Annotated in this window: 20 protein-coding genes and 1 tRNA gene; 15 read left to right on the forward strand and 6 right to left on the reverse strand. The window is 74.6% G+C overall.

All coding sequences use genetic code 11. The features are described 5' to 3' along the window. Positions 1–6 precede the first annotated feature (6 nt). Positions 7–4,344: a hypothetical protein gene (locus tag OEB99_RS15765; protein ID WP_263578241.1), complete on the forward strand. Its 4,338-nt coding sequence runs from the start codon at positions 7–9 to the stop codon at positions 4,342–4,344. Then, entirely contained in the window at positions 4,341–4,697 is a 357-nt protein-coding gene (locus tag OEB99_RS15770; protein ID WP_263578242.1) for a hypothetical protein, read from the forward strand. The genes OEB99_RS15765 and OEB99_RS15770 overlap by 4 nt, the downstream gene beginning before the upstream one ends. Before the next feature lie 10 nt (positions 4,698–4,707). Here OEB99_RS15770 and mscL read toward each other — a convergent pair whose 3' ends face one another. From mscL to OEB99_RS15785, 3 genes are all read right to left on the reverse strand, one after another. Further along, positions 4,708–5,112, reverse strand: a complete 405-nt coding sequence (gene mscL, locus OEB99_RS15775; protein ID WP_263578243.1) for a large conductance mechanosensitive channel protein MscL — start codon at positions 5,110–5,112, stop codon at positions 4,708–4,710. A 94-nt stretch (positions 5,113–5,206) separates the two neighbouring features. Continuing rightward, complete coding sequence (locus OEB99_RS15780; protein ID WP_263578244.1) at positions 5,207–5,773, reverse strand: SAF domain-containing protein; 567 nt, start codon at positions 5,771–5,773, stop codon at positions 5,207–5,209. An 89-nt stretch (positions 5,774–5,862) separates the two neighbouring features. After that, positions 5,863–6,318, reverse strand: coding sequence for an FmdB family zinc ribbon protein (locus OEB99_RS15785; protein ID WP_263578245.1), 456 nt, complete (start codon positions 6,316–6,318; stop codon positions 5,863–5,865). A gap of 41 nt (positions 6,319–6,359) precedes the next feature. On the opposite strand from OEB99_RS15785, the gene OEB99_RS15790 reads away from it, so the two are divergent. Next, entirely contained in the window at positions 6,360–8,900 is a 2,541-nt protein-coding gene (locus tag OEB99_RS15790; protein ID WP_263578246.1) for a penicillin acylase family protein, read from the forward strand. Between the two features lie 96 nt (positions 8,901–8,996). On the opposite strand, the gene OEB99_RS15795 is transcribed toward OEB99_RS15790, so the two are convergent. Continuing rightward, positions 8,997–9,635: a 5-formyltetrahydrofolate cyclo-ligase gene (locus OEB99_RS15795; protein WP_263578247.1), complete on the reverse strand. Its 639-nt coding sequence runs from the start codon at positions 9,633–9,635 to the stop codon at positions 8,997–8,999. 106 nt (positions 9,636–9,741) lie between these two features. Between OEB99_RS15795 and OEB99_RS15800 the strand changes: the two genes are divergently transcribed. The 6 genes from OEB99_RS15800 to OEB99_RS15825 all read left to right on the forward strand — a co-directional run bounded on the left by OEB99_RS15800 (position 9,742) and on the right by OEB99_RS15825 (position 15,071). Beyond that, positions 9,742–11,166: a UTP--glucose-1-phosphate uridylyltransferase gene (locus OEB99_RS15800; RefSeq protein WP_263578248.1), complete on the forward strand. Its 1,425-nt coding sequence runs from the start codon at positions 9,742–9,744 to the stop codon at positions 11,164–11,166. Between the two features lie 59 nt (positions 11,167–11,225). Beyond that, positions 11,226–12,500, forward strand: coding sequence for a molybdopterin molybdotransferase MoeA (locus tag OEB99_RS15805; RefSeq protein ID WP_263578249.1), 1,275 nt, complete (start codon positions 11,226–11,228; stop codon positions 12,498–12,500). A 2-nt stretch (positions 12,501–12,502) separates the two neighbouring features. After that, a complete protein-coding gene (locus OEB99_RS15810) occupies positions 12,503–13,141 on the forward strand; it encodes a GNAT family N-acetyltransferase (protein ID WP_263578250.1) in 639 nt (212 codons plus the stop codon). A gap of 30 nt (positions 13,142–13,171) precedes the next feature. Further along, positions 13,172–14,179, forward strand: a complete 1,008-nt coding sequence (locus OEB99_RS15815) for a hypothetical protein (protein ID WP_263578251.1) — start codon at positions 13,172–13,174, stop codon at positions 14,177–14,179. Between the two features lie 53 nt (positions 14,180–14,232). Continuing rightward, positions 14,233–14,305: transfer RNA gene (locus tag OEB99_RS15820), tRNA-Ala, on the forward strand. Between the two features lie 100 nt (positions 14,306–14,405). After that, positions 14,406–15,071 carry an SDR family oxidoreductase gene (locus tag OEB99_RS15825; RefSeq protein WP_263578252.1) on the forward strand — a complete coding sequence of 222 codons (666 nt, stop codon included), beginning with the start codon at positions 14,406–14,408 and terminating at the stop codon, positions 15,069–15,071. A 63-nt stretch (positions 15,072–15,134) separates the two neighbouring features. Here the strand turns inward: OEB99_RS15825 and OEB99_RS15830 are convergent, their stop codons facing one another. After that, positions 15,135–16,649 carry a dolichyl-phosphate-mannose--protein mannosyltransferase gene (locus OEB99_RS15830; RefSeq protein ID WP_263578253.1) on the reverse strand — a complete coding sequence of 505 codons (1,515 nt, stop codon included), beginning with the start codon at positions 16,647–16,649 and terminating at the stop codon, positions 15,135–15,137. A gap of 50 nt (positions 16,650–16,699) precedes the next feature. Here OEB99_RS15830 and rsmI point away from each other — a divergent pair, with 50 nt between their 5' ends. Then, positions 16,700–17,533: a 16S rRNA (cytidine(1402)-2'-O)-methyltransferase gene (rsmI, locus tag OEB99_RS15835; RefSeq protein ID WP_263578254.1), complete on the forward strand. Its 834-nt coding sequence runs from the start codon at positions 16,700–16,702 to the stop codon at positions 17,531–17,533. A gap of 60 nt (positions 17,534–17,593) precedes the next feature. On the opposite strand, the gene OEB99_RS15840 is transcribed toward rsmI, so the two are convergent. Further along, positions 17,594–18,184, reverse strand: a complete 591-nt coding sequence (locus OEB99_RS15840) for an isochorismatase family protein (RefSeq protein ID WP_263578255.1) — start codon at positions 18,182–18,184, stop codon at positions 17,594–17,596. Between the two features lie 54 nt (positions 18,185–18,238). Here OEB99_RS15840 and OEB99_RS15845 point away from each other — a divergent pair, with 54 nt between their 5' ends. The 5 genes from OEB99_RS15845 (at position 18,239) to OEB99_RS15865 (ending at position 26,030) form a co-directional block, all read left to right on the forward strand. Beyond that, complete coding sequence (locus OEB99_RS15845) at positions 18,239–19,450, forward strand: PQQ-dependent sugar dehydrogenase (protein WP_263578256.1); 1,212 nt, start codon at positions 18,239–18,241, stop codon at positions 19,448–19,450. Between the two features lie 63 nt (positions 19,451–19,513). Beyond that, on the forward strand, positions 19,514–21,868 hold the full coding sequence (locus OEB99_RS15850; RefSeq protein ID WP_263578257.1) for a lysylphosphatidylglycerol synthase transmembrane domain-containing protein: 2,355 nt from the start codon (positions 19,514–19,516) through the stop codon (positions 21,866–21,868). Positions 21,869–21,946: 78 nt separating this feature from the next. Continuing rightward, entirely contained in the window at positions 21,947–23,764 is a 1,818-nt protein-coding gene (gene metG, locus OEB99_RS15855; protein ID WP_263578258.1) for a methionine--tRNA ligase, read from the forward strand. 10 nt (positions 23,765–23,774) lie between these two features. After that, positions 23,775–24,743 (forward strand): TatD family hydrolase, encoded by a 969-nt coding sequence (locus OEB99_RS15860; RefSeq protein ID WP_263578259.1) that lies wholly within the window; start codon positions 23,775–23,777, stop codon positions 24,741–24,743. A 108-nt stretch (positions 24,744–24,851) separates the two neighbouring features. Continuing rightward, positions 24,852–26,030, forward strand: a complete 1,179-nt coding sequence (locus tag OEB99_RS15865) for a resuscitation-promoting factor (RefSeq protein WP_263578260.1) — start codon at positions 24,852–24,854, stop codon at positions 26,028–26,030. Positions 26,031–26,262: the final 232 nt, after the last annotated feature.

Below are 26,262 nucleotides of genomic sequence, written 5' to 3' on the forward strand. Positions count from 1 at the left end.
GCTGACGTGATCCCCGCGCACGACTCCGGGCTGCAGCCCGATCGCGGCCCGAGCGCTCCGCCGGTCGCGCCAGTGACGACCGCGGATCTGGTCGCCGGTTCGCTGGCGAGGTGGCGCGAGCTCCTGGTGGGGGCTGCCGGGGACTCGGCGCTGAGCGACGTCGGCCGGCTGGGGGACGCGCAGCTCGACCTGTCGGCCGCGCACCCCTCGGGCATCGCGCAGCTCTTCGCGGGCCGTCCGACGCGGTTGTCCAACCTGGTCCGGGAGGGGGCCGCGCTCGCCCAGGCAAAGCGGCGCGCGCGGGCGGTCGGCGCAGCGGCCGAGGAGCACGCGCTGCGCAGCGGTCTGGCGACCGCGTTCCTCGCGATCGGCGTCGCGACCTGGAACGACCCCGGCGACGTCGGCAACACCGGTGGCACCGTCGACTCGGCGACACCGCCCGGCGACGACACGGTGCCGCGCGAGATCGACGGTGACACCGTGCCGAGGACCTCGCCTGCCGAGCCTCGGCAGATGCGGGCGCCCGTGCTGCTGCGTCCGGTGACGGTGACGCCGCGTGGCCGCGGCGAGGCCGACTACGACCTGGTCCTCGAACCCTCGCTCGAGATCAACCCGCTGCTCGCGGCGGCCCTGCGCCGCCGGGGCGCGCTCCTGGACCCCACCTCGCTCGCCCGGGGCGCCTTCACCGCCGCCGGCTTCGACCCCCGACCCGCACTGGACCGGCTCGCCTCGCTCGGCGACGCGGTCCTGACCGACTTCACGCTCGAGGACCGGGTCGTGGTCGGGACGTTCGTGCACCCGGAGCAGATGCTGGTCGACGACCTCGACGCGCTCGCCCCACGGCTCGCCGAGCACGAGGTGGTCGCGGCGCTCGCCGGCGATCGGCGGGCCTCCGGCGCGCTGGCCCACCCGCTGCCCGCGGTGCTGCGCGGTGACCGGGGCCTGGACCAGGAGCGCGGTGTCGGCGACCTCGACCAGACCCAGGCCTACGTGCTGGACGTCCTGGCCGCCGGTCACCACCTGCTGCTCGACGCTCCGGCAGGTGCCGACGTCGCCGGCACCCTGGCCGCCGTCGTGGCGGATGCCGCGGCCGCGGGCCGTCGCGTGCTCTACGTGGCGGGCCACCGGCGTGCGGCCCTCGCGCTGACCGAGCGCCTCGCCGCGCTCGGCCTGGACGACCTCGCGCTCGACGTCGCGCCGGACTCGGGGTGGCGCGGTCAGGTCGCGCGGCGCCTGCTCGGCGCGATGACGATCGAGCCGATCCTGGTCGACGGGGAGAAGGTCGACATCGTCGACCGCGAGCTGCTCGCCCGACGTTCCCGGCTGGCCGGCTACGTGGCCGCGCTGCACACCCGGCGCGAGCCCTGGGGCTGCTCGGCGTACGACGCGCTCCAGGCGCTCGCCCGGCTCACCGCCACGCGGCCCGCACCGCGCACGACGGTCCGGCTGACCGCGCCCGTCGCCGAGTCGCTGACGGCCGAGCGCCGTGCTCAGGCCGCCGCCGACCTGGTGACCGTCGCCGGGCTCGGCGCATTCACCACGAGCACGACCACCACGGCCTGGTACGGCGCCGACCTGGCCACGCCGGAGCGGGCGAAGGCGACGCTGGCGCGGGTGGAGCGGCTCCGCGACACGTTGCCCCAGCTGCACCTCGAGACGATCGCCGTCGCGCGGTCGACCGGCCTCGTGCAGGCCGAGACGCCGGCCGAGTGGGCCGAGCAGCTGCGGATGCTCGGCGGCGTGCGGCACGCGCTCGACGTGTTCCAGCCGATCGCCTTCGAACGCTCCGCTGCGGACATGATCGCGGCGACGGCCAGTGCGCAGTGGCGGACCGAGCACGACGTCTCGATGCCGGGCCGGGTCCGCCGCCGGCTGCGCCGGCAGGCCAAGGACCTGCTGCGTCCGGGTCGGCCGGTCGCCGACCTGCACGCCGCGCTCGTCGACGTGCAGCACCAGCGTGAGGTGTGGCAGGCGCACTGCCCGGCGGGGGGCTGGCCACGGCTTCCCGAGGGACTCGCCCGGATCGAGGCGGACCACCGCCAGGTCGCGGAGGACCTCGAGCTGCTCGGCGCCACGCTGGCCGGCACGTCCGCCGGCGGTGACCTGGCGTCCCTGCCGTGGGCGGCGCTGATCGACCGGCTGCAGCGGCTGCACGACGACCAGGCCGCGCTCGTGACGCTCCCGGAGCGAACCGCGATGCTCCAGGACCTGCGCAAGCGCGGGCTCGGCGAGCTGCTCGACGACCTCGACGCGCGGCACGTGGCGGCCGGTGTGGTCTCCGCCGAGCTGGATCTGGCGTGGTGGAGCACGGTGTTCGAGGAGATCGTCCGGGACGACCCGGCGATGGCGGCCTACGACGGTGCGGCGTTGGCCCGGCTCGCCGCGGAGTACCGCACGCTCGACCGGCGCCACCTGTCCGACCGGGCCGTGCTGCACGTGGCGGCGTTCCGCGAGTCGCTGCGCCAGCGGCTGCACCGCTGCGACGAGCAGACCCAGTCGCTGTTCGGCGAGATCGTCGAGGAGCGGTTCACCAGCCTGCGCACCGCGGTCGAGCGGTACCCCGACGTCACGCGCCACCTGCGCCCGTGCCTCGTCGTCGGTCCGATGCTCGTCCCGCACGTCCTGCCACCGACGCGTGACGAGGACCTGCTGATCCTCGACGCGGCCGAGCACCTGTCGACCGAGCTCGTGGTCGGCGCCCTGGCGCGGGCCAAGCAGGTCCTCGTGGTCGGCGACGTGCGGTGCTCCACGGGATCGGCCGTCCGCGACCTCGCCGAGATCCTGCCGACCGTCGCACTGCGGTCCGACGCCGTTCCGCGTCACCCGCGCCTGACGGACTTCCTCGCGGCCGCGGGCTACGGCGACGCGCTCACCCCGACGCCGGTCCCGTCCGCCGCCGGCCTGCTCCGCGCGGAGCGGGTGGACGGCAGCGGCATGCCGGGGCCCGACGGCTCGGTCGCCTCGACCCGGGCCGAGGTCGATCGAGTCGTCGAGCTGGTCGTCGACCACGCCCTGACCCGCCCGACGGAGTCGCTCGCGGTGGTCTCGCCGTCCAGCGCGCACGCCGACCGCGTGCGCGAGGCGGTCCTCGCCGCGGTGCGGGAGAACCCGGCGCTCGGTCCGTTCTTCGACCCGGCCGCGCGTGAACCCTTCGCCGTGCTCGACCTCTACGCGACCGAGGGACTGCGTCGCGACGCGATCGTGCTCTCGGTCGGCTTCGGCCGGACCCCGCACGGCCGGGTGCTGCACCGGTTCGGTGCGCTGGCCGACGACGACGGCCGGGTGCGGCTGCTCCAGGCGGTCGGCGGGGTGCGGCGACGCCTGACCGTGGTGTCGACCTTCGGCGCCGACGACCTCGATCCCGAGCGGCTCACGTCGCCCGGGCCGGTGCTGCTGCGCGAGCTGCTGCTCGCCGCCGCCGAGACTGACTCCGAGGATGCCGGGCAGCCGCCGCAGGGCCCGGACCGCCTGGTGCTCGACCTCGCCGAGCGGTTGTGGCGGATGGGCCTCACGGTGGCCATCGACCACGGGTCTCCGGGTGGACCCCGCATCCCGCTGGCCGTGGGGCACCCCGACCTGCCGGACACGTTGCTGGTCGCGGTGCTGACCGACGACGAGGAGTACCTCGCCGAGCCGAGCGTGCGGGTGCGCGACCGTCAGGTCGCCGAGCGCCTCGAGCGCCTCGGGTGGCACGCCGTCCAGGTCTGGTCCGCCGCGGCGTTCCTCGACCCCCAGGGTGAGGCCGACGCGGTCTGCCAGGCCGTGGTCGACGCCTACGCCGAGCGCACCCGCCACCGCCCCGTCGTCCAGCCGCGTGCTGTCCCCGCGGTCGCCGAGGCGGAGCCGGATCGGGCCGACGACGTGGTGGCCGTCAGCGAGCCGCAGACCGCGGGCGTTCCCGAGCCTGCGGTCGACGGGGTCTCCGCCGCTGTGACCGATGACGTGCCGGAGCCCGAGTCGCCCGACGTGCTCGAGCCCGACCCGAGCGAGGCACCGGAGCCCGACGCGAGCGCGGACCCGGAGCCCGGGCCGAGCGAGGTCTCCAGCGAGCCGGACGCACCCGCCGGTTCGCCGCACGGGGACGTGGTGACGGCGGGCGGGGCCGGTGACCAGGGTGTCCTGGAGCTGCGACCGCAGCGTCCGGAGGTGCCGCGAGGGCTCCCGATCGCCGCGTACACCGACGACCAGCTCGACGAGCTCATGGCGTGGTTGCTCTCCGACGACGCAGAGCGCGACGAGGCTCAGCTGGCAGCGGCGCTGCGCTCGGAGCTCGGCCTGACCCGGCACGGCAGCCGGATCGACGCGACGGTCCGCGCGGCGGTGAGTCGCGCCCTCGCACGATGAGCGGAGAGACCGACCCGGCCGGTGGTCCCGGCGAGCTCGACGCGCCCGACGCCGCCGGGAGGCCTGAAGCCGCCGAGCACACCGGCGACCCTGCGCCGGCCGACGCCACCGAGAGGCCAGAGGCCGCCGAGCGCACCGGCGACACCGAGGCGGCCGACGCCGCTCCGGACGGCACGTCGCGTCCCCGGCGCCGCGGCTATCGCCGCGCGGTGGGCGGGACCCGGCCGACCGACCAGGACGAGCCCGAGCCACGAGCGCCGCGGGCGCCGGAGGACACCGACACCGCCTGGGGCGAGCGCCCCGACGGCGACGACGACGAACGCATCCTGCGGGAGGTGCCGCCGCACTGGTGAGACGGGCGGCTCAGGCCGAGGCGTCCCTCGCGAGCAGGTCGCGGATCTCGGTGAGCAGCTGGATGTCCGCCGCCGGGGCCTCGGGTTCCACGGGGGCCTCCTCGGCCTTCTTGCGGCGTGCAGCCAGGGTGTTCATCGGCAGGACGACGATGAAGTAGACGGCCGCGGCGATCAGCGCGAAGTTGAGCGCCGCGTTCAGGACGACTCCGATCTGGAGCGGCGCGGTGCCCTCGCGCAGCGTGATGTCCCACAGGTTCGTGAGGTCGGGCTGGCCGAAGACCGCCGCGATGAGCGGGTTGAGGAAGCCGTCCACGACGCTCGCGACGACGGCGCCGAAGGCGGCGCCGATGACCACGGCGACCGCGAGGTCGACGACGTTGCCCCGCATGATGAAGTCCTTGAAGCCCTTGAGCACTGGTGCCCTCCAGAGGTCGAGGTGAAGGCCGCGAGCCCGGCGACGCCGCGAGTCCGGCGACTGGTCCGAACGGGTGACGGCCGTGCGCGGGTGATCATGTCACGACGACCGCCGCGAGCGAGCAGTCGGCCCGTACGCCGATCACGGCCTGGGCCTCGGAGGAGGTGACTGCGACGAGCACCGAGCGGTCGTCGGGCTGGTCGACCACGACGGCGGCGTGGGCGAGGGCACCCTCCGGGGTGCATCCCGGCGCGAGCAGATCCACCCGGTCACCCGGTCTGAGCAGGGCCGCGGCGTCGACCTCGACCGGCAGCACGACGCTCCCCTCGGGAGGGTCCACGGCGAAGCGCTCGCCCGCGAGCAGGGTCGGCACCAGGGGCAGGCCCTCGGGCACGGCGACCGCGACGGCGCGGCCCAGCAGCCCGGACGGGTCCGCGCCGCTCGCGGACGGAGGCGACGCGAGCGTGGCGAGCCGGAGGTCGCCTGCGGTCAGCTCGGCGCCCGCGGGCACGTCACGCGCGGCGACGAGCACCTCGGTGCCAGGGCTCTGCGGAGCCGTCGCGACCCGCACCGCGGTGAGCAGCACGGCCACGGCGACCAGGGCGGCCAGCACCGGGCGGGCGCGCCAGAACCAGATCCGGACGAGTAGCAGCACGGGCACCGGTGCATCCTCGGCGCGGACGGCGACCCGTCGTGCTGGGTGCGCGGTCGCAGTGGATCGGCCTGGCCCAGGCGGGTCCGTGGACCGGCTCAGCCGGCCGAGGAAGCTGCCTTCGCCGAGCCACCCGAACCGGACCCGCCCGAGCCCGAGCCACCCGAACCGGACCCGCCCGAGCCCGAGCCACCCGAACCGGACCCGCCCGAGCCTGAGCCACCTGTGGAGCCGGAGGACCCGCTGCCGGACGAGGACCCGCTGCCCGACGGACCCGACGAACCCGAGCCCGAGCCCGAGCCCGACGACGAGCCCGAGCCCGACGACGATCCTCCGCCGGACGACGAGCCGGACCGGGCGCCGGGCTTCTTGCCGCCGTTGCGGGAGTCGTTCCGGTAGAAGCCCGAACCCTTGAAGACCACGCCGACGTTGCCGAACAGCTTGCGCAGCGGCCCGCCGCACTGGGGGCACTCGGTGAGCGCGTCGTCGCTGAACGCCTGCTGCGCGTCGAATCGGTGGTCGCACGCCGTGCAGGCGTAGGAGTAGGTCGGCACTCTTCCTCCGAGGTCGGGTTTCCGCCCGTTAGTCTCGCACCGTGCCCCGCCGTCGCGCTCTCCGCGTCCTCGCCGTGGTCGCCGCCGCCGTTGTCGTCGCCCTGGTGGCGGTCGTCGCGGTGGGCGTCGTCCTGGTTCGCCGACCCCTGCCGGACCACTCCGGCTCCGCGACGCTCCCGGGGCTCGACGCCGAGGTGACAGTGCTTCGCGACGCCCGCGGTGTGCCGTCGATCTACGCCGACACCCCCGAGGACCTCTTCCGGGCGCAGGGCTACACCGACGCACAGGACAGGTTCTTCCAGATGGACCTTCGCCGGCACGTGACCGCGGGCCGGCTCGCCGAGCTGGTCGGCGACGACGAGCAGGCGATCGCCTCGGACAAGGTCGTCCGCACGCTCGGCTGGCGGCGGGTCGCGGCGGCCGAGTGGGAGATGCTCGACGACACGACGCGCGGCTACCTGCAGGCCTACGCCGACGGGGTCAACGCCTACGTCGAGTCGCGCGACCTGACCGGGCTCGGCGTCGAGTACGAGGTGCTCGGCGCGCGCGTCACGCTCGACCAGCCCGAGCCCTGGGACCCGATCGACTCGCTCGCGTGGCTCAAGGCGATCGCCTGGGACCTGCGCAGCAACGACCGCGACGAGGTCTCCCGGGTGCAGGTCTACGCCGCCGTCGGCGACGTGAGCCTCACCGACGAGCTCTTCCCGACCGCGAGCGCCGCCACGCCGATCGTCGGCGGTGAGGTCGAGGCTGCCTCGTCGGTCACCGATGTGGTGCTGGGCAGCGGTGCGCAGCGCGCGATGGAGCTCGCGGACGAGGCACTGGCCGCGGTGCCCCACCTGCTCGGCAGCGGCGACGGGCTCGGCTCCAACTCGTGGGTGGTCTCCGGCGAGCACACCGCGAGCGGCGCCCCGATGCTCGCGAACGACCCGCACCTCGGGCTGTCCGCGCCGGGGGTCTGGTCCCAGGTGGGCCTGCACTGCACCCAGGTGGGCACCTCCTGCCCGTTCGACGTCTCCGGCTTCTCGTTCGCGGGTCTGCCCGGCGTGGTCGTCGGCCACAACGCGGACCTCGCCTGGGGGCTGACGAACATGGGGGCGGACACCTCGGACTTCTTCCTCGAGCGGACGGACCCGGAGGCCAGGACGTACCTTCGGGACGGCGAGCAGATCGCCCTGGAGCGGCGCACCGAGACGATCGAGGTCGCCGGCGGGGACCCGGTCCAGCTCGAGGTGCGCACCACGGTGCACGGCCCGATCGTCTCCGACGTCCTCGACCCTCTGCTCGGCGCCCCGGTGCCGAGCGGCGGGACGGGCACCTCCGCGGTCGCGCTCGCCTGGACGGGCCTGGAGCCCGGCACGACAGCCGCCGCGATCTTCGCGATGGACACCGCGAGCGACGCCCAGGACGTCGCGCAGGTCGCCGGGCTGTTCGAGGTGCCGGCGCAGAACATCGTGTTCGCCACCACGGACGGGCAGATCGGCTACCAGGCGCCCGGGCGCATCCCGGTGCGTGCCCGGGTGACCGACGGCCCGGTGCCCTCCGACGGCACCTGGCCCCGTCCGGGCTGGGACTCGCGGTACGACTGGCAGGGCTGGGTGCCGGTCGACCAGCTGCCCGCCGAGGTCGACCCGCCCGAGGGGTTCATCGTCGCCGCGAACCAGCAGGTCACGGCGAGCGGCGAGGGGCCGTTCCTCGCGCGGGACTGGGACTACGGCTACCGCGCCGCGCGGATCCGGGACCTCCTCGAGACCGCGATCGCCGACGGCACACCGCTCGACGTCGCCGCCATGCAGCAGATCCAGGTCGACGACCGCACCGGGCTGGCCGACTTCCTGGTGCCTGCCCTCCTGGCCGCTCCCGTGCCGGACGAGTTCACCCGTGAGGCCGTGGCGCTGCTGCGGGACTGGGACGGTCGGATGGACCAGGACAGCGCGGCTGCCGCGTACGTCGCCGCGGTCTGGGACGAGCTGCTCTCCGAGACCTTCGACGACGACCTGCCCGAGTCCCAGTGGCCGGACGGAGGCGACCGCTGGTACGCCGTGGTCGCCGCGCTGCTCGAGCAGCCCGCCAGCCCGTGGTGGGACGACCGGACGACGGTGAACGTCGTCGAGACCCGCGACGAGGTGCTCTCGCGCTCCCTCGTGCAGGCCCGGCTCGAGCTCACCGTGCAGCTCGGCAAGGACCCGTCCGGCTGGCAGTGGGGCCGCCTGCACCGCGCCGCGCTGCACCACCCCGTGCTCGGCAACGGCACCGCACCCTGGCCGGTGGGCTACGTCGTCGACCCGACCCCGGTGTCGGTGCCCGGCGGTAGCTCGATCATCGACGCGATGGCCTGGGACGCCGCGTCCGGCTCGTACGACGCGGTGTCCGGACCGTCGATGCGGATGGTGACCGACCTGGCCGACTGGGACGCCGCGACGTGGGTCGTGAGCACCGGGACGTCCGGTCACCCCGGGAGCAGGCACTACACCGACCAGATCGGCGCCTGGGCGGAGGGCCGGCAGTACCCCTGGCCGTTCACCGCGGACGCGGTCGACGAGGCGGAGCGGGCGACGCTCACGCTGCGCCCCGCCGGCTAGGCCCACGCGGACGCCGCGTCCGGTCGCCGCGCGCAGGGAGCGTCGGGCTGCCGCCGCCGCCGTGACCAGCCGTCCGGCGGAGAGGCCCGCCGGCGGTCAGACGGGCAGCATCCGCCAGCCGGACGGGGTGGCCACCCCGTCGACCTTGCGGTCGTGCGCCTCGACCGGCAACGGGTGCGTGTCGACGTCGTAGATCTCCTCGGGCCAGACCACGGCGAGCACGACGACGCCGGGCCGCACGTGCTCGAGGACCCGGTCGTACCAGCCGCCGCCGTGGCCCAGGCGCTGCCCCGAGGTGTCGACCGCGAGCGCCGGGACGACGACCGCGTCGGCCTGCGCCAGGACCTCGGCGTCCATCGTCGGTCCGGGCGGCTCGGGCGGGCGTCCGGGTGCCCGCTGCTCGAGCTCGTCGGTGCTGGTCAGCCAGGCCCACTGGCGCTGCAGCCCGGTGCCGAGCACGGGGAGCAGGACGCGGGCGCCGCGACCGGCGAGCCGGTCGAGCAACGGGACCATGCCGGGCTCGTTCGCGCGCGATGCGTAGGCGGCGACCGTCGTCGCACCCCTGACCTCGTCGAGGTCACCGACCACCTGGGCGAAGTCCAGCGCCGAGCGTTCGCGCTCGCGCGGCGAGCGCTTGTCCCGCTCGGCGATGATGGCGCGGCGCAGCTGGTCCTTCACCACCGGGAGTTCGTCGCCGTCGCCGAACGGCACGTACGGCTGGCCGATCGAACTCATGGCGCCACCCTCGCACACCCGGTGGCGCCGTGGCGCGGATCAGCGAGGGCGTGGCGCGCACCTCTCGGGATGAGGTCGGCCGCGGGCACTGCCTAGCATGCTCATCATGGAGTTCGACGGCCTCGCCCGTGCCCGATCGCTGATGCGTGACATCGGTGTGCACCCGCACGCGATCGAGGTGTTCTCCTACTACTACCGGGTGCTGGCGGAGGGCGAGACCGGGGTGCTCGCCGAGAGTGACCTCGAACCGGTCGCCGAGCTGCCGCACATCGACGACCTCGAGGTGGACGACGACGCGGCGGCCGAGGCGCTGCGCCGCACGGTCGTGGTCAAGCTCAACGGCGGCCTGGGCACGTCGATGGGCATGGACCGGGCGAAGTCGCTCGTCGAGGTCCGTCCCGGCCGGAGCTTCCTGGACCTGATCGCCCAGCAGGTGCTCGACCTGCGATCCCGGTACGACGCCGACCTGCCGCTGCTGATGATGAACAGCTTCCGCACCCGCGAGGACACGCTCGCGGCCCTCGGCGCGCACCCCGAGCTGCCGATCGACGGGCTGCCGCTGGACTTCCTGCAGCACCAGGAGCCGAAGCTGCTGGTGGACGACCTCACGCCGGTGAGCTGGCCGGCGGACCCGTCCCTGGAGTGGTGCCCGCCGGGCCATGGGGACATCTACACGGCCCTGGAGACCTCGGGCGTGCTCGCGATGCTGCTCGAGCGCGGCTACCGGTACATGTTCGTGTCGAACGCGGACAACCTCGGTGCCTGGCCGGACCCGCGCCTGGCCGAGTGGTTCGCCGGCGGCGGGTTCCCGTTCGCCGCCGAGTTCTGCCGCCGGACCGCGGCCGACCGGAAGGGCGGGCACCTCGCGCGCCGCCGCGCCGACGGCCAGCTCGTGCTGCGGGAGCTCGCCCAGACTCACGACGAGGACGCCGAGGCCTTCGGCGACGTGGACCGGCACCGGTTCTTCAACACCAACAACCTGTGGCTCGACCTGCACGCACTGGACGAGCACCTGCGGGCCGGGCACGACGTGCTCGGGCTCCCGCTGATCCGGAACGTGAAGAACGTCGACCCGTCCGACCCGAGCTCGCCGCGGGTCGTGCAGATCGAGACCGCGATGGGCGCCGCGATCGGGGTGTTCGACGGGGCGGCGGCCATCGAGGTCGACCGCTCGCGCTTCCTGCCCGTGAAGACGACGAGCGACCTGCTGGTGCTCCGCTCCGACGCCTACCGGCTGAACGACGGCGGCGAGCTTGAGCTCGCGACGGGCGGCGTCGCGCCGCTGGTGCACCTCGGCGACGCGTACAGGCTGCTCCCCGACTTCGACGCGCGCTTCCCGTCCGGGGCGCCCTCGCTGGTGGGCTGCGAGAGCCTCGTGGTGACCGGCGACTGGACGTTCGGTCGCGACGTCCGGGTGCGCGGTGTGGTGCACGTGGCCGGCGAGGGCGGGACGATCCCGGACGGTGCCGTGCTCGACGACGCGCTGCCCGACGGTCGAGTGCCCGAGGGATCGCCCGCTCCCGGCGGCTGAAGCACGCCGGGCGACGGGTCCCCCCGCTGCCGGTGTGACGCTGCCATGATGGCGCCCTGATGAGAAGCGTCGCAGACCACCTCGCCGCCGTCCTGGACGCGGCGCGTCCGGTCGCGGCCCTCGACGTGGTGCTCGCCGACGCCGAGGGCTGCGTCCTCGCCGAGGACGTGCACGCTCCGCACGACGTCCCCGGGTTCACCGTGGCCGCCTGCGACGGCTACGCCGTGCACGCCTCCGACGTCGGCCTGCGCGGGCCCGGTCCCGCGAGCGAGGTGACCCTCCCGGTGGTCGAGGACGTCGCGGTCACCGCACCCGAGCCGCTGCGGCTCGTCGCCGGGGCCGCTGCCCTGGTCGCAGCCGGTGCGCCGGTGCCGGCCGGTGCCGACGCGGTCGTGCCGCTGGACCGCACCGACCGTGGCCGGGCACGGGTGGTGATCCGAGGCGGCGCGGAGCCGGGGGAGAACCTCCGCCCCGCCGGGCACGACGTGCCGGTCGGAGCCACGGTCCTCACGCGCGGGACCCGACTCGCGGCGCGGCACCTCGCCGTGGCGGCCGCCGTCGGGCGGGGACGCCTCGCGGTGCACCCCCGGCCGCGCGTCGTGGTGATGACGGTCGGCGACGAGCTCGCCGAGCCGGGGCGCGCCGCCCGTCCGGGCACCCGCCCGGACGCCAACGGGCACGCGCTCGCCGCTGCCGCTAGGGACGCCGGTGCGAGCGCGCTGCGCGTCGGACCGGTGGGCGACGAGCGCGGCGGGCTGCGCGAGGCGATCGCGGACCAGCTGGTCCGGGCCGACCTGCTGGTGCTGACCGGCGGACTGAGCCCGGGGCCATGGGACACGGTCGCGGACGTGCTCGCGCCGCTCGGCACCGTGCGCTTCGACCAGGTCGCGATGGCCCCTGGAGGGCGGCAGGGCTTCGGCACGGTCCGGGTGCTCGACGACGCGACGGACCTGCTGCACCCGGGCGGCCTCGGCACCGGGGGCTCGGGGGTCCCGCTGTTCGCGCTGCCCGGGGATCCCGTGGCAGCGCTGGTCTGCTACGAGGTGTTCGTCCGGCCCGCGCTGCGCGCGATGGGCGGCCACTCGGACGTCTACCGTCCCTCGCTGCGGGCGGCCGTCGCACGCCCGATCAGCTCGCCGGCAGGGCTGCGCCAGTTCGTGCCCGCCCGTCTGAGCGGCTCGCCGTCCGAGGGCTACGTCGTCGACCCGCTCGGTGGGGCAGGCGACCCGTCGCTCGCCGGGTTGTCCGCGGCCAACGCGCTGCTGGTGGTGGGCGAGGACACCACCCGGGTCAGGGCCGGCGACACGCTCGCCTGCCTGGTGCTGGACGGATGAGCATGGCGAGGGGTTGGCCGGCCGTGCTCCGCGAGGGCGACGTGGTGCTGCGTCCGCTGCGGCGCTCCGACGCTCGCGCCTGGATGGCCGTGCGGCGCGACAACGCCGACTGGCTCGCGCCGTGGGAGGCGACCTCGCCCGAGCCGGCGCGCGGCCCGGCGCCGACCTTCGGCCAGTACGTCCGGATGCTCCAGCGCCAGGGGCGACGCGGTGAGGCGCTGCCGTTCGCCGTCGTCCACCAGGGCGAGCTCGTCGGTCAGCTGACCGTCTCGGGGATCCAGCGGGGCTCCGCGCTGTCGGCGTCGATCGGGTACTGGGTGAGCCGGCAGGTCGCGGGCCGCGGCATCATCCCGACGTCGGTCGCGCTCGCCGTCGACCACTGCTTCGGGCCCGTCGGTCTGCACCGCGTCGAGATCGCGATCCGGCCGGAGAACGCCGCCAGCCTGCGGGTCGTGGCCAAGCTCGGCCTGCGCGAGGAGGGGCTGCGCGAGCGCTTCCTGCACATCCAGGGCGGTTGGCGCGACCACCGCACGTTCGCGGTGACGACGGAGGAGGTCCCGGGCAGTCTGATCGCCCGGTGGCGCGCCGTCCGGGGCACCGAGCCCGGCACGGGGCCCGACACGCCGCGACGCGTCCGCTAGGGGCGATCCCCGGGCGCCTACCGTCAGCGTGTGGGGAAGGACACGGGCGGCCTCGTGGTGACCGCGCTGGCCGCGCTGTGGATCGTCTACCTGGTCCCGCAGCTGCTCCGGCACCGTCAGCAGCTCGCCGAGGCCAGGCTCGACGACCGGTTCTCGGAGCATCTCCGGGTGCTCCGGGTGGCCGATCCGGACCTACCGTCCGGGGCGCACGCCCCGTCGCACGGCCGGGTGCAGCTGCACCCACGAGGAGGGGAACGGACGATGTACCGACCACAGTCCGTGGGCGACCGCGTGAGCGCGGACGCCGCCCACCTCACCGCCGCGGAGCACGCCGCACGTGCCGCGGCGCTGACCCGTCGCGCTGCTGCTGCACGGCGGCGCGCGGCCCTGGCCCTCACCCTGCTGATGCTCACCGCCGGTGCCTGGGTGGGTGCCGCGCTGGGTTCGGTGTCCGTGGCGCTCGCGGTCGCGCCGACCGCGCTGCTGACCGCGGTGCTGGTCGCCGGCCGTCGCGCGGTCCTCGCGGGGCAGCGTGCCGACGTGGCCTGGGCCGAGGGCGCAGCGCGTCGTGCGGCACGCCCACGTCCGCACGTACCCGGGCGTCCCGTGGCCGTGGGCCGCGCCGTGCACCCGTCGGAAGCGATCACCGAGGTGATGGCCAAGGTGCCCACCGGCCCGGTGCGGGCGACCGCGTCCAGGGTCCTGGCGACCGGTGAGGTCCCCGTCGTCGGCGAGGTGCCGATGGTGGGGGAGCCGGACCGGGTGTCGAGCGACCCGCGGCCGGCACGACCTGCGGCCTCCGCGGACGAGGACGACCCGGCCGTGTGGGTGCCGGTGCCCGTGCCGCCGCCCGCCTACACCCTCAAGCCCGAGGCGCGTCGTCCGGAGCCTCGTCCGCTGACCGGGCAGCAGCCCGTCGCGACCGGCGTGGCCGCGACCGAGGACGGCCACGGCGGTGAGGAGCCCGAGCGTCGCCCCACGACCGGAGGCATGGAGCTCGACGCGATCCTGGCCCGGCGCCGGGCATCCGGGGAGTGACCGATCCCGAGTTCGGGCCGGCGTCGATGGGGTGCTAGCCTTGTCCACGCTCTGGGGCTGTGGCGCAGTTGGTAGCGCGTCTCGTTCGCAATGAGAAGGTCAGGGGTTCGAATCCCCTCAGCTCCACCCCAGAACGGCCCGGCGGACCCGCCGGGCCGTTCGTCGTTCCCGGGTTGCCGAGCGTGCGTCGGGCGGCGTCTCCCGGGCGGCCAGGACTGGAGGACCGATGGCAACCGTCGTGATCGTGGGTGGGCACGGCCGGATCGCGCTCGAGCTGGCGCGCCGGCTCAGCGGGCGCGGCGACCGGGTGAGGTCGGTGGTGCGGAACCCGGAGCACGCCGACGACGTGCGCGCGGCGGGCGCCGAGGTCGTGGTGCACGACCTGGAGACCGGTGCGGCGGCGGACCTCGCGGCGGTCCTGGCGGGGGCCGACGCGGTGGTGTTCTCCGCGGGTGCCGGCGCCGGTTCCGGTGTGCTGCGCAAGCGGACCGTCGATCTCGGCGGGGCGCTCGCGACCATCGACGCCGCCAAGCAGGCCGGGGTCGCACGGCTGGTGCAGGTCTCGTTCCTCGGAGCCGCACTGCCGACGGCGCCGGGCACCGACCCGGTGTTCGCGGCCTACTGGGACGCGAAGCGCCAGGCGGACGACGCGCTGCGGGGCTCCGGCCTGGACTGGACGATCGTCAAGCCGGGTCGCCTGCTCGACGGGCCCGGGTCGGGCAGCGGTGAGGTGAGCACCGCCGACGGCGCGCGCGGTGCTGCGACGCGCCGCGCCGACATCGCGGCGCTCGTCGTGCTGGCGCTCGACGACCCACGCGCCGTCGGCCACGAGCTCGTCGTGACCGAGGGCGACGTCCCGCTCGCGGCGGCTCTGGACGCGGCGCTGGCCTAGCGTCGGCGGCGCCGGCCGCCCGGGGCCCGGCCCGCCCGGGCATGCCCGCTCAGCCGTGCCCGCTCAGACCCAGCTCGGCAGCCACATGTGCAGCTGCCAGAACCGGAACGGCACCGTCATCGCCGTCCAGATCGGGTAGTAGAACGCCGTCACCACGACGATGAGCACCGCGGCGGCGATCACCGCGTACAGACGCCAGCGGGGCGCCGGCGGTGCCCCGGGATCGTGCATCCGCAGGAAGCGTGCCCCCGCCCAGGTCAGGCTGAGCGCGAGCCAGGGCAGCATGACGATCGCGTAGAACGTGAAGATCGTGCGGTCCCAGTACAGGAACCAGGGCAGCCAGCCGGCGAACAGGCCGCTCACCGCCGCGACCGCGATCCCGTCGTGCCGCCGGATCGCCCACCACACGCACGCCGCCACCGCGATGGTGCCGAGCCACCAGATCAGCGGGTTGCCGAGCGACGTGATGGCCTGCGAGCACTTGTCGGCGCCGCACAGCTCCTGCGCGGGGGTCGGCGACTCGTAGTAGAACGACGTCGGCCGCCACTGGATGAGCCAGCCGACGGCCTTCGCGGCGTAGGTGTGCTCGGACGTGAGGTGGGTGTGGAACTCCCACATCTGCCGGTGGTACTCGACGAAGGAGCGCAGCACGTCCGGGAGCCAGGTCACCCCCTCGCCGGGATGGCGCACCGCCCAGGTCTTGCCGTAGGCGCCCGGGGTGCGGAACCAGCTGAACCAGCCCGCGAGGTAGACCACCACCGAGACCCCGACCAGCGACACGAAGGCCGGTCCGGCGTCGCGCAGGAACGCGCCCTGCCACCACGAGCGCAGCCCGACCCGACGCCGGGCGACCGCGTCCCAGCCCACCGTGAGCAGGCCGAAGAACGCGACGTACCAGATCGCCGACCACTTCACCCCGCAGGCCAGGCCGAGCAGCACGCCCGCGAGGAGCCGCCAACCACGGAAGCCCAGCGGTGGCCCGAGCGCGCCGACGCCGCCGGCCGCGACGAGCCGCTCCAGCCGTTCGGCGGTCCGGTCGCGGTCGATCAGCAGCGCCCCGAACGCGGCCAGCAGCAGCGGCATCAGGACGCCGTCCAGCAGCGCTGTCCGGCTGTGCACGATGGCCAGGCCGTCCAGGGCCAGGATCAGCCCGGCCGCCGCGCCGAGCGCGTCCGAGCGGAACAACCGCCGCGCGATCCGGGTCAGCAGCAGCACCGCGAGGATCCCGGCGACCACCGAGGACAGGCGCCACCCGACGCTGCTCTCGGCGCCCAGCAGACGCAGGCCGCCCGACAGGATCCACTTGCCGATCTGCGGGTGGACGACGTAGGACGCCTTGTCGAGGTAGCTGTTGACGTCACCCGCCTCGAACGCGGCGTTCGGGTCCTCCGGCCACTGCGCCTCGTAGCCGAGGTGCATCAAGGTCCAGGCGTCCTTGACGTAGTAGGTCTCGTCGAAGACCAGCGCGTGGGGACGGCCGAGCGCCGGCAGCCGCAGCGCGGCTGCGAGGGCCGTCACCCCGGCTGCGACGAGCCACCCACGCAACCGGTGCTCGCGCAGGACCGAGGCGGGACGCACGGGCACAGGCTACGGCGTCGGCCGGGGTCCTGGGCCCGTACCCTGGCCCGGTGAGTCCCGTGGTGCTGGCCGCGACGCCGATCGGTGACGTCGGCGACGCCTCGGCCCGGCTGCGTGAGCTGCTCGCGACCGCCGACGTGGTCGCCGCCGAGGACACCCGGACCGTCCGTGACCTGGCGCGGCGGCTGGACCTGACGATCACGGGTCGGCTGGTCAGTCACCACGAGCACAACGAGGCGGGCCGGGTCGCGGAGCTGCTCGAGGTGGCCGGCGCCGGTGGCACCGTCGCGGTGGTCAGCGACGCCGGCATGCCGACCGTGTCCGACCCCGGGCTGGTGCTGGTGCGTGCGGCCGTCGAGGCCGGGGTCCGGGTCACCGCGCTGCCCGGGCCGTCGGCCGTCCTGACCGCGCTCGCGCTCTCCGGCCTGCCCACCGATCGGTTCTGCTTCGAGGGTTTCGTGCCGCGCAAGGCCGGTCCTCGAGCGGCCGCACTCGGCGCGCTCGCACACGAGCCGCGCACGATCGTGCTGTTCGAGGCGCCGCACCGGCTCGCCGCGACGCTCGCCGCCGCCGCTCAGGCCTTCGGTGCCGACCGGCCCGCCGCAGTGTGCCGCGAGCTGACCAAGACCCACGAGGAGGTCGTCCGGGCGCCGCTCGGCGAGCTGGCCCGGTGGGCGGTCGAGCACGAGCCACGGGGCGAGATCGTGCTCGTGGTGGGGGGTGCGACCGACGCGCCCCCGGCGCTCGAGGACCTCGTCCCGGAGGTGCTGGCCCGGACCGACGCCGGCGAACGGCTCAAGGACGCGGTCGCCGCCGTGGCCGAGGCGACCGGGGTCGCCAAGCGCGAGCTCTACGCCGCCGCGCTCGCCGCACGCGGACGCTGACCGGGCGGGCCCCGGGGGCGTGCCCGGTCAGCGCTGCGCGCGCGTCCCGAGAGGTGCGCGTCAAGCCTTCTCGGACGGCACCAGAAGGGCCCCGGCCGCAGCCATCTCGGCTCGCGCGGCGGCACCCAGCTCGGCCGAGACCGGGACGGTGAGGTCGGTCAGCACCCGCGTGCCCAGCCCCGCGGCCAGCGCGTCGAGCGCGGTCGCGCGCACGCAGTGCGACTCGGCGATCCCCACCACGTCGACGTCGGTGATGCCCGCGTCGGCCAGCACCGTGCGCAGGTCGCGGTCGTCCCCGGTGCTGCCGTCGAAACCCGAGTAGCCCGCCGAGTACTGGCCCTTCTTCACCGCGGCGTCGGCCGCGAGCCCCGAGAGCGCCGGGTGCAGCGCGGCGGTCGGGGTCCCGGCACGCCCGTGCGGCGGCCAGGTGTCGACGAAGTCGGGTTCGTCGGGCGGGGTCGCGAAGTGCCGTCCCGGTTCGACGTGCCAGTCCTGCGTCGTCACCACGAGGTCGTAACGGTCGCGGTGCGCCGCGGCGTAGCCGGCGATCGCCAGGGCGACCGCGTTGCCGCCGTCGACCGGCAGCTCACCGCCCTCGCAGAACGTCGGCTGGACGTCGACCACGATCAGCGCACGGCGGGTGTCGGCCATGGACCTCACCCTAGGCGGCGTGCGGGACGCGGGCAGGGCGGTGAGACTGCCGTCATGCGCACGCACACCGGCGGCGTGATCAGGGCCGCGCTCGCCACGGCCCTCGCCGCGACCCTCGTCGTGGCCCTCGGCGCGTGCACCGTAGGCGGCGCCGGCCCGACGGCCACGACGAGCGCGCCGGCCCGCGCCTCGACGAGCGCCACGGCACCGGCGTCGACGAGCACGTCGCCCGCAGCTCCTGCGACACCCGCCGACCCCTTCCCGGCCGGGCCGACGCTGCCCGCGGCCACGGCGACACCGCAGGACGTCGTCACCGGGCTGGACGCGCCGTGGGACCTCGCCTTCCTGCCGTCCGGCGCGGTGCTGGTCACCTACCGGGACCTGACCACCGTCTCGATGCTCACCGCCGACGGCCCGGTCACGCTGACCGGCCCGGGCGCGGACCTGCTGGCCACGGACGCGTACACCGAGAGCGAGGCCGGGCTGCTCGGCATCGAGGTGTCCCCGGACTTCCTCGACGACCGCCTGGTCTACCTCTACCGGTCGACGCCGTCCGGGAACCAGGTGGTGCGCGCCGAGCTGTCGCCCGACGGCACGCTCGGCGACCTCCAGGTGCTGCTCGACGGGATCCCGCACAACAGCTACCACGACGGCGGCCGACTCGCGTTCGGCCCCGACGGGTACCTCTACGTCACCACGGGGGACGCGGGCGACCGCCCGCTGTCGCAGGACACCGGCTCACCGGCGGGCAAGATCCTGCGGATCACGGCCGAGGGCCAGGCTGCGCCAGGCAACCCGATCGACGGCAACCCGATGTGGTCCTACGGGCACCGCAACGTGCAGGGCGTCGGCTGGACGAGCGACGGCACGATGTACGCCAGCGAGTTCGGCTGGGACACCTGGGACGAGCTCAACGTGATCACGCCCGGGTCGAACTACGGCTGGCCGGTCGTCGAGGGCGTCGGGCACCGCAGCGGGTACGTGGACCCCGTGGTGACCTGGCCCACCGACGACGCGTCGCCGAGCGGCATCGCGGTGACCGACGACGCGGTCTACCTCGCGGCGCTGCGCGGTGAGCGGCTCTGGAAGGTCCCGCTCGCCGACGGGGCGGTCGGCACCCCCGTGGTCGGGCTCGACGGCCTCGGCCGGCTCCGGGACGTCGAGGTCGGGCCGGACGGCGCCCTGTGGATCGTGACCAACAACACCGACGGCCGGGGGAACCCACGAGCCGGGGACGACCGGATCGTCCGGATCACGCCTCCGTGACGGTCGCCCGGGCCCGGTGCGCCACACGCCGCCCCGCCGCGCGCGCTGCCTAGACTCCCGGCCATGACGGCGACCGGCGTACAGGTCGTCGACCGCTCGTCCGTGCGGGTGCACAGCGCCGAGGACGCGGTCGGCGCCGTGCTCTCCGCGCTCGGCGTGGCCGCGGTGATGCTGCTGGCGGTCTACGCGCACGCCACGACCACCGGGGTCGCCGAGGACGTCCAGGGCATCGACGCGCTGCTCGGGCAGATCCTCGTCGTGCCGGTCGCGGTGATCGCGGGGATCGTCGCGATCACCGTGCCGGTGATCGTGCTGGTGGACCTCGCGGTCCGCGGTTCGGGGCGTCAGGTCCTCGACGCGCTGCTCGGCGCGGTCGGTGGGGCCGTCCTCGCGGGCGTCGTGGTGCTCGTCGTGCAGTGGGTCGGCTCGGACGCCCTCGTGCGGGGGCTCGCCGCGCCCCGCGGTGGAAGCTCGATCCCGCTCGAGTGGGCGACGCTCGCCGGACTGCTCACCGTCGCGGGGCCGCGCTCGGCGCGGCGTCCGGTCGCCTGGTCGCAGAACGCGCTCGCGGTCGCGATCGGCGTCCAGCTCGTGGCCGGCCGGGTGTCGCTGCCCGGCGTCGTGATCGCGGTCCTGCTCGGGCGACTGGCCGGCAGCGTCGTGCGGCTGGTCTCCGGCGTGCCGACCGCACGCGCCTACGGCCCGGCGCTCGTCGAGGGGCTCGGCCGGGTCGGCATCGCACCGCTGCGGCTCGTGCGTCAGCCCGGTGACGGTCCGCGCACCTACGCCATGACCACGTCCGACGGGCCTCTTGTGCTCACCGTGCTCGACGGCGACCGGCAGGTGCTCGGTGTGCTGACCCGACTGTGGCGGTCGCTGCGCCTGCGCGGCATCGAGGGCCGCGCCTGGCAGTCGTTGCGGCAGGCCGCCGAGCGCGCGGCGCTGGTGGCGCACGCGGCGCGCACCGCGGGCACCCGCACCCCCCAGGTCGTCGCGGTCGGGCAGTCGCGAGACTCGATGCTGCTGGTCACCGAACCCGCGCCGGAGCGAACCCTGGCGGACCTCGACGACCTGCCGGCCGAGGTCGCCGACGAAGCGCTGGTCGACGCGTGGCGCCAGCTCCGCACGGCGCACCGGGCCGGTCTCGCGCACCGGTCGCTGGACGCGTCCGCGGTCCGGGTCACCAACGACGGCCAGGCCTGGCTGGTGGGCTGGGCCGACGGCGACATCGCGGTCCCGGACCTGACCCGGCGGATCGACGCGGCGCAGCTCCTCGCGGTCCAGGCGCTGACCGCCGGCGAGGCCCGGGCGCTCGACGCCGCCCGTGCGGTGCTGCCCGGCGGTGAGCTCGCCGCGCTGGCGCCGCTGCTGCAGCCGGTCGTCATGCCTCGCACGACCCGCACGGCGTTGCGGGATCACCAGGACGTCCTCGCCCGGCTCCGCGAGGCACTCGCCGAGGACCTCGGCGACGCCGAGATCGCACCGGTACGGCTCACCAGGTTCTCGCTCGGCACGCTGATCACGGTCGTGCTGCCCGTGGTCGCGATCGTCGTGGTGCTGGCGAAGATCAACGTCGACGAGGTGGTCGCGGCAGTCGAGCAGAGCGACTGGCGCTGGGCCCTGGCCTCCTTCCTGCTCGGGATCGCGACGTTCTTCGGTGCGGCCCTGACCGTGCAGGCGTTCTCGCCGGTGTCGTTGCCGTTGTGGCGGGTGACGCTGGTCCAGGCCGGGGGAGCGTTCCTCGCGCTGGCGACACCGGCGCACCTGGGCGCCGGTGCGTTGAACGTGCGGATGATGATGCGTCGCGGCGTGAACGGGGCGCTCGCCGTGGCGACGGTGGCGCTCGTCCAGCTGTCGCAGTTCGTGGTCACCGTGGTGCTGCTGGTCGTGGTCTCGGTGGCCTCGGGGTCGGAGGCCGCCACGGCGCTGATCCCCAGCGGTGGGACCCTCGAGCTGATCGCCGCGGCGGTGCTGCTGGTCGCAGCGCTGCTGCTGGTCCCGCAGATCCGGCGCTGGGCGCTGGCCAAGGTCATGCCGATGCTCGAGCAGGTGTGGCCGCGGCTGATCGACGTGATGGGTCAGCCCGGGCGGGTCGTCGTCGCGGTGGCCGGCAACGCGATCCTCACGCTCGGCTGGGTGCTCGCGTTCGACACCGCGCTCGCGGCGTTCGGCGTCCATCTCTCGCTCATCCAGGTCGCCGTCATCTACTTCGCGGGGAACCTCGCGGGGTCTGCCGTGCCGACCCCGGGCGGGGTCGGCGGCATCGAGCTGGCGCTGATCGGTCTGCTCTCCGCGGCCGGCGTGAACGCCGGTGTCGCAGCGTCCGCGGTCCTCCTGTTCCGGGTCGCGACCTACTGGCTGCAGATCCCGATCGGCTGGCTGGCGATGCGCGTGCTGCGCCGGGTGGGCGAGCTCTAGCGGCCCGTCCGTCGACCTCGCGGGGCGTCCGAGCGCACGGTCCGGGGTCCTGCTGCGCGATCACTAGGATCGGGGGCCATGGCCCACATCCTGTCCGCCGTCGCATGGCCCTACGCGAACGGTCCTCGTCACATCGGCCACGTCGCCGGCTTCGGTGTCCCGTCCGACGTGTTCAGCCGCTACATGCGGATGGCCGGCCACGACGTGCTGATGGTCTCCGGCACCGACGAGCACGGCACACCGATCCTGGTGCAGGCCGACAAGGAGGGCGTCTCCGCCAAGGACCTCGCGGACAAGAACAACGCGATCATCGTCCAGGACCTGGTGGACCTCGGGCTGTCCTACGACCTGTTCACCCGCACCACGACCGGCAACCACTACGGCACGGTGCAGGAGCTGTTCACCACGGTGCACCGCAACGGCTACATGGTCGAGCAGACCACCCAGGCGGCGATCAGCCCGTCGACCGGTCGCACGCTGCCGGACCGCTACATCGAGGGCACCTGCCCGATCTGCGGCTACACCGAGGCCCGCGGCGACCAGTGCGACAACTGCGGCAACCAGCTCGACCCGACCGACCTGATCGACCCGCGCTCGAAGATCAACGGCGAGACGCCCGAGTTCGTCGAGACGCAGCACTTCTTCCTCGACCTGCCGGCGCTGGCCGGCGCGCTGGGTACCTGGCTCGACGGCCGCGAGGCCACCGGGCTGTGGCGCCCGAACGTGATCAAGTTCAGCCAGCACCTGCTCGAGGAGGTCCGCCCCCGGGCGATGACCCGGGACATCGACTGGGGCATCCCGATCCCCCTCGAGGGGTGGCGTGAGCAGCCGACGAAGCGGCTGTACGTCTGGTTCGACGCGGTGATCGGGTACCTCTCGGCGAGCATCGAGTGGGCGCGCCGCCTCGGCGACCCCGAGCGCTGGCGTGACTGGTGGAACGACCCCGAGGCCCTGTCGTACTACTTCATGGGCAAGGACAACATCGTCTTCCACTCCCAGATCTGGCCGGCCGAGCTGCTCGGCTACAACGGCCAGGGCGACCGGGGCGGCGAGCCGGGCCGGTACGGCACGCTGAACCTGCCGACCGAGGTGGTCTCCAGCGAGTTCATGACGATGGAGTCCAAGCAGTTCTCGACGTCCCGCGGCCACGTGATCCTGGTCGGGGACATGCTCGCGCGGTACCAGCCCGACGCGCTGCGCTACTTCATCAGTGCCGCGGGACCGGAGACCTCCGACTCCGACTTCACCTGGTCGGAGTTCGTCCAGCGGACGAACTCCGAGCTGGTGGCCGGCTGGGGCAACCTGGTCAACCGCACCGCGACGATGATCGCCAAGAGCTTCGGCGAGATCCCGGCCGCCGGGCCGCTCGAGCCGGTCGACGAGGCCGTGCTGGCTGCCGTCCGGACCGGGTTCGACACGGTGGGTGGGCTGATCGGCCGCCACCGGCAGCGCGCCGCGATCGCCGAGGCCATGCGCGTCGTCGGCGAGGTGAACAAGTACCTGACGGCGACCGAGCCCTACAAGATGAAGGACGAGTCGCAGCGCGAACGTCTCGGCACGGTGCTGCACGTCGCGGCGCAGTGCGTGCAGGACTGCAACACGCTGCTCGCGCCGTTCCTGCCGCACTCCGCGAACCGCGTCCACCAGGTCCTCGGCGGCGAGGGCGAGCTCATGCCGATGCCTCGCGCGGAGCAGGTCACCGAGCTCGACCCGGACAACGGCGCCGGTCTGGCGACGTACACGATCATCACCGGCGACTACTCCGGGACGCCCGCGTGGGAGTCCCGCCCGGTGCAGGTCGGCGCGCCGGTGGCCAAGCCGACCCCGGTGTTCACCAAGCTCGACCCGTCCGTGGTCGACGAGGAGATCGCTCGCCTGGCCTCGACCGAGCAGTGAGCCCGCGCCCGTGAGCCGCAAGCGGCGCGACCGGTCGTGGCCCGGCGTCCCCGAGCCGCTGCCCCACCCTCTCGTCGACAACCACACCCACCTCGACCACGTGCTCGAGGTGACCGACGGGTTCGGCTGGCGGGAACGGTCCGCGGACGGTCCCGGCCGGGCGTGGCTGGACCGCGAGCCGCGGGTGGCCGACCACCTGGAGCTGGCCGCCCGGACCGGGGTCACCCGGCTGGTGCAGATCGGCTGCGACCTGCCGGCGATCGCCTGGACCGAGCGCACGCTCGCCGACCCGGCCGTCGCGCCGGCGCTGCTCGGTGGCGTCGCCATCCACCCGAACGAGGCCGTGCTGCACGCGGGCGTGCGGGAGGTCGCACCGGACGGCCTGGACCCGGACCCGCGCCCGCACCACGACGTGCCACTGGCCGACGCGATCGCCGAGGTCGCCCGGGTCGCCGCGGCCGACCCGAGGGTCCGGGTGATCGGCGAGACCGGCCTCGACTTCTTCCGGGCGGGCGAGGCGGGGCGCGCGGTGCAGCGCGAGGCGTTCCGGGCGCACATCGCGCTCGCCAAGGAGCTGGACCTGGTGCTGCAGATCCACGACCGGGACGCGCACGCCGAGGTGGTCGAGGTGCTGCTCGCCGACGGCGCTCCACCACGCACGGTGTTCCACTGCTTCTCGGGCGACGCCGAGCTGGCCCGGACCTGCGCCGAGCACGGCTGGTACGCGTCGTTCGCCGGCCCGGTCGGCTACCCCGGGTCGGCCGATCTGCGCGCCGCGCTGCACGCGACGCCGCCCGGCCTGCTGCTCCTCGAGACCGACGCGCCCTACCTGCCGCCGCATCCGTGGCGCGGTCGCCCGAACGGCCCGTACCTGGTCGCGGAGACGGCACGGCAGGTCGCCGACGAGCTGGGCACGGCTCTCGAGCGGCTGTGCGAGCAGGTCTGGCGCACGAGCACGGAGCTCTACGGACCCTGGTGAGGGTCCGATTCCTCCCGTCGTGCCCCGCTCGGGACCTTCTCCGCTTTCGCCGACCGTGTCCATTCCGTTACCGTTCTTCGGTCCGTGCCTGCTCCGGAGAGACGACTGATGCGACTGCCGACCACCGTGCGACGCCCCGCGAGGGTGTCCGCACGCACGCGTCTGGTCGCGCAGACCCTGGTGCTGACCGCGGTCGTGGCGGGCACCACCGGCTTCGCCGCACTGCACAAGCAGGTCACCCTCGAGGTCGACGGGTACGCCGCGCCGGTGACCCTCTACGGCCGCACCGTCGCCGACGTGCTGGCCGCGCGCGGCGTCGAGGTCGGTGAGCACGACCTGGTCACGCCGGCCCTGGACGCGACCGTCTCGAGCGACAGCCGGGTGGTCGTCCAGCACGCCCGCGAGCTGCAGGTGGTCGTGGACGGGCAGGAGCGCACCGTGTGGAGCACGGCGCTCACGGTCGGCGGCGTGGTCGACGAGCTCGGCCTGCGCGACTCGCGGACCTCGGTGTCCCGATCCTCGGCACCGGGTCGTGACGTGCTGCGGCTGTCGACGCTGAAGCAGGTGCACGTCGCGGTCGACGGTTCCACGCTCGACCTGAGCACCACGGGCGCCACCGTGCGCGAGGTCCTCGCCGACGCCGGGGTCGTGCTCGGTGAGCACGACCTGGTCTCGGTGCCGCTGGACGCGGCCGCGGTGGACGGGCTGGTCGTGATGGTCACCCGGGTGCAGACGGTGATCGGGTCGCAGACCGAGACCACTCCGTTCCAGACGGTCCGCCAGGACGACGCCTCGCTGCTCAAGGGCAACGAGGTCACGGCGACGCGCGGCCAGGACGGATCCGCCGTCGTCACCTACGAGGCGTACACGGTGGACGGTGTCGAGATCGGGCGGACCGTGCTGACCGAGTCGGTGCTCACCGAACCGGTCGACGAGGTGATCCGGGTCGGCACCGGCGAGCTGCCGCAGGTGGCCGCGGTCGAGCCGGGCACGGCGCGCGCGGTCGGCCTGGAGATGGTGCTGGCCCGGGGCTGGGACCAGCAGCAGTTCGCCTGCCTCGACTCGCTGTGGTCGCGGGAGAGCGGCTGGCGGGTGAACGCGAGCAACGCGTCGAGCGGCGCGTACGGCATCCCGCAGGCGCTGCCCGGCTCGAAGATGGCCGCGTTCGGTGCCGACTGGCGCACCAACCCGGCGACCCAGATCGCCTGGGGCCTGAGCTACATCTCGGGGCGGTACGGCACACCGTGCGGCGCGTGGGGCTTCTTCCAGTCGCACAACTGGTACTGACGGTCGCCCGGGCGCCGAGGCCCGTCCGGCCGGCACCCGCGCAGGTGCTCACCTTGATCTGCACACACCTCTCACACCGTGGGTCGAATCTCAGGTCACGATTCGGTTACGGTCGATGCAGGCGTCGTCAGAGGCGCTGCAGCCCCCGCCCGTGAGCGGTGGGCCCGACGGCCGGATCAGGGAGTCCGGACCAGCCGGACCGTGGTCATGGACCCGGTCATCCCCCCTTCTT

The sequence above is a fragment of the Actinotalea endophytica genome (genome assembly GCF_025717005.1).
Lineage (GTDB): Bacteria > Actinomycetota > Actinomycetes > Actinomycetales > Cellulomonadaceae > Actinotalea.